Source organism: Pectobacterium polonicum, from assembly GCF_005497185.1.
Classification (GTDB): domain Bacteria; phylum Pseudomonadota; class Gammaproteobacteria; order Enterobacterales; family Enterobacteriaceae; genus Pectobacterium; species Pectobacterium polonicum.
Genome location: NZ_RJTN01000053.1, coordinates 1 through 3159 on the forward strand (window position 1 = coordinate 1; position 3159 = coordinate 3159).

Annotated in this window: 3 protein-coding genes and 1 pseudogene; 1 reads left to right on the forward strand and 3 read right to left on the reverse strand. The window is 36.2% G+C overall.

Going from position 1 to position 3159, the window contains the following annotated elements; genetic code table 11:
- Positions 1-569: DUF2971 domain-containing protein (locus EDI29_RS22500; RefSeq protein WP_137742649.1), on the reverse strand; the 569-nt coding region annotated here is incomplete at its 3' end.
- A 215-nt stretch (positions 570-784) separates the two neighbouring features.
- Positions 785-1339 (reverse strand): membrane lipoprotein lipid attachment site-containing protein, encoded by a 555-nt coding sequence (locus tag EDI29_RS22505; protein WP_137742650.1) that lies wholly within the window; start codon positions 1337-1339, stop codon positions 785-787.
- A gap of 634 nt (positions 1340-1973) precedes the next feature.
- On the opposite strand from EDI29_RS22505, the gene EDI29_RS22510 reads away from it, so the two are divergent.
- On the forward strand, positions 1974-2351 hold the full coding sequence (locus tag EDI29_RS22510) for a hypothetical protein (protein ID WP_137742651.1): 378 nt from the start codon (positions 1974-1976) through the stop codon (positions 2349-2351).
- A gap of 90 nt (positions 2352-2441) precedes the next feature.
- On the opposite strand, the pseudogene EDI29_RS22840 reads toward EDI29_RS22510, so the two are convergent.
- Positions 2442-3159: pseudogene (locus tag EDI29_RS22840) on the reverse strand (DUF4062 domain-containing protein); the annotation flags it as partial.

The following is a 3159-nucleotide window of genomic DNA, read 5'->3' on the forward strand; positions in this document are numbered from 1 at the left end:
TGTGGTCCATCCATCGCAGAAATAGAAAATCTAAATTCATTCTGATATTTCCAGCTATCGGATTTAATAAAAGCAGCACTAGCTGAATTTAATTGCATACCATTTTCTGTTCGTGTAATTAAACTATCAACATGACATTTTACATTATCAACATACGTCACAGGATTTTTAAAGCCTGAACTCAATGAAGGGATTAAAACATAGCCCTCACCAAACATATCTGCATTATTAAATGGAGTTTCCAAATCATTTATATATATACCGTATTCTTCTCCATTTTCACACTTTCTAGCCAAGTTAACGTTTATCTTATTCATAGGAAAAAGATCATCATCATCTATTATTAATCTAACACCTTTGAAAGAATCGCCATACATAGCCCATTGTGGTATACTTTCGTCTACACCTATACTCCATGAACTAATAAAATAGCCCATAGAAGATCTCCATGTGCTATTTAAATATGACTCATGAATATCGTCTAAAAGATCTGCTCTAGTAAATCTAATTGTTTTATTTTTTAAAATAAGTGCAAGTGAGGATAAATTAGTATAGTGATGTATTTTCACAATTAAACCTTATTGCTTTTTCATAAAACATTGCTCATTAGATAATTTTATCACTAATTAACTCTTGATCCTATCAAGGATATAAAATATTTTTATTGAAATGATTAATGAAAAATATTTAGGATATATCACGCGAGACAGCAAAATAATATAGCATAAAATATGTCAGTGAACAGCCCAGAAAAGGGCCATCCACAAACTGTAGGCAATGGGCCTTATCGAGCGGCCCAGCCGTTGTTGGTTTTCACCAGAACAATTTTGGCCTCTTCTGGTTCAGTTATCCCCTTCACACCGGAGAAGGCATCTTTATCAACCCATCCCGGCACATCGGCCAATTTCCATGTATATGAAACCTGCGTCACTTTTAGGCCATCAGCTTCGCTGGGTTCTGTCCAGCTTGTGATCTCAGCAACAACACGATGACCAACACAGGCACCTTCCTCACGGTTCCAGAAATCAACCTCTTGACCTTTATCTGTAACCTCTAACACATCAACACTGCCAAAGCCATTAGGTTGCTGCGAAACAGTGAGAAGCCCCTGCTCAACAAGGCCTCTTAGGATTTCATCGCTGGCATTGTATCCAGCAGAACGGTAGCCATGATTAACCTTTATTGGAAAACCTTTGTTGAAAGCAAAGTCATTGTTTTGCAGTGAGTAGCACACCTTTGGTTTTGAAATTTTCGCATTTATCACTTTTTCAAAATCGCCCTTCTCACCACATCCCGCCAGAACAAGAGCTGCAGAGGTAACGAGTAAAATCTTCTTCATCGTCCTATCCATCCTGATAATCAAAAATGCTGTTATGTAGAGGTTGTCTGCTGTGCACCCGTAGTCGTTGAAGCTTGTCCTTACTGGCATAACACGGCAAAACCAACTGATTAACCAATTGATAGAATTCAATTATTTTTGAGGGCCGTCATATCGTTTGTAACGATCAAAAACAAAGTAATGATAGATATTAACTATCATTACTTGCATATTCGATCGATTAAAACAATTAAAACACCGATCGAAAAAGCATTATTAATCGTCAATATCTATCAATATCAGTTTATTGATCTGTGTTATCGATCATTTTCTTGCTAGATGAATCGTTACTGGATAAAGTGAGCGACAGGACTACAGGATGATTTATACGCAGGTTCAAGCAGGTGGGACTACAGGCCGTAAGACCTGCTACAGAAGCGGTTCTATAGCCATTACATCGCTGTTATCAATGCAACATCAGGGAAAACAACCATAAGGGATGCCGCTAGCTGATTAGATAGAAAAACTCATAGGCTTTTGATAAGCGGCTTTCTTAGCCAGTCATTAATACAAATTGCAATAGCCAGATTCGATATACCTCTGGCCCCGGCTCCTTTACGCCTATTTTTACGTTTACTGTTTATATGGAGTTAACATGAAAAAAATGTTTATCGCTGCGTTGGTGATCTTACCTCTTACCGCTTGCACCACATATGGTAATAAATCCCTGAAAGATGAATCCCAGCAGACTGTAAAAACCAAAATCGTTAAGGGGAAAACTACCCAGCAGGAAATCTTAGCTGCATTCGGGGAGCCTCAGACACGAGCTACCAATGATGGTCAGGAAATGTGGTCCTACTCCAGCATGTCAGGCGAGAGTCAGATCTCGAACTACATCCCCGGTCTAGCTCTGCTGAAGAACAGCAACACCGCTCACATGAAATCCTTAGACATTTGGTTTAAAGGGAATGTTGTTGACCGATATAATTTCAGTCAGACAGCAAGTAAGGTTTCGCGTGGGTTGTTGGATTAATCAACATAATTGCAATATAAATATTCATAATAAACCTCAGTGTGAGCTGAGGTTATTCTTTTTTATATCAACACTCAAACCTTTAAATAACTATTTAACTGACACTTGATAGCTATAAATAATAGGCTCTTTAAGTTCTTCACATATTATTTTAAAATTTATCAATCCTTCCCCTTCACATTTCGGAACTATAGTTATATGTTCAAATTCCAATGATAAACTTTGAATTATTTTTTTTGCCCTTAAAGTCACTTTACCCCCATCAAAGTCAACCCATTGAGTAGGATTCACAATAGGAACATGAAGATTCGTGCTTATTGAATTAAGTAATGAAGCTCTATCGTTTAAATAATCTAAATCTACAATCCCACCGCTCGATCCCATACTAAGGCGTTGCCTAATTGTATTTATTGTATCTTTAGCCTTTATTTTATTTTTAGCTATTTCCATTGGAGTTTGGGGTATGTTCAATTCTGGTTTTTTTGTAAAAAATTCCTCATTATCATCATTAATCACAATTAAAAATTCAGGGAACTCAACTTCAACATAAATATCTGTAGCAACCTTTTTACCTCTATTCTCGATAACAGGAGTAAATGTTATCGAATGATTAATATAATTTTCATGCAAAAATGTTAGTTGATTATATTTGTCAACATTCTCTTTTGAAGGTATATTTTTATTGTATTTTTTAATATCGTCATCTGATATATATTGATTTAATTCGGATGGTACATCCTCTCGTTTAACAGAGGGTATATATTGTTGTGTTTGGTTAAGATGGGAAATATTTAAGGTTAAATCTTCA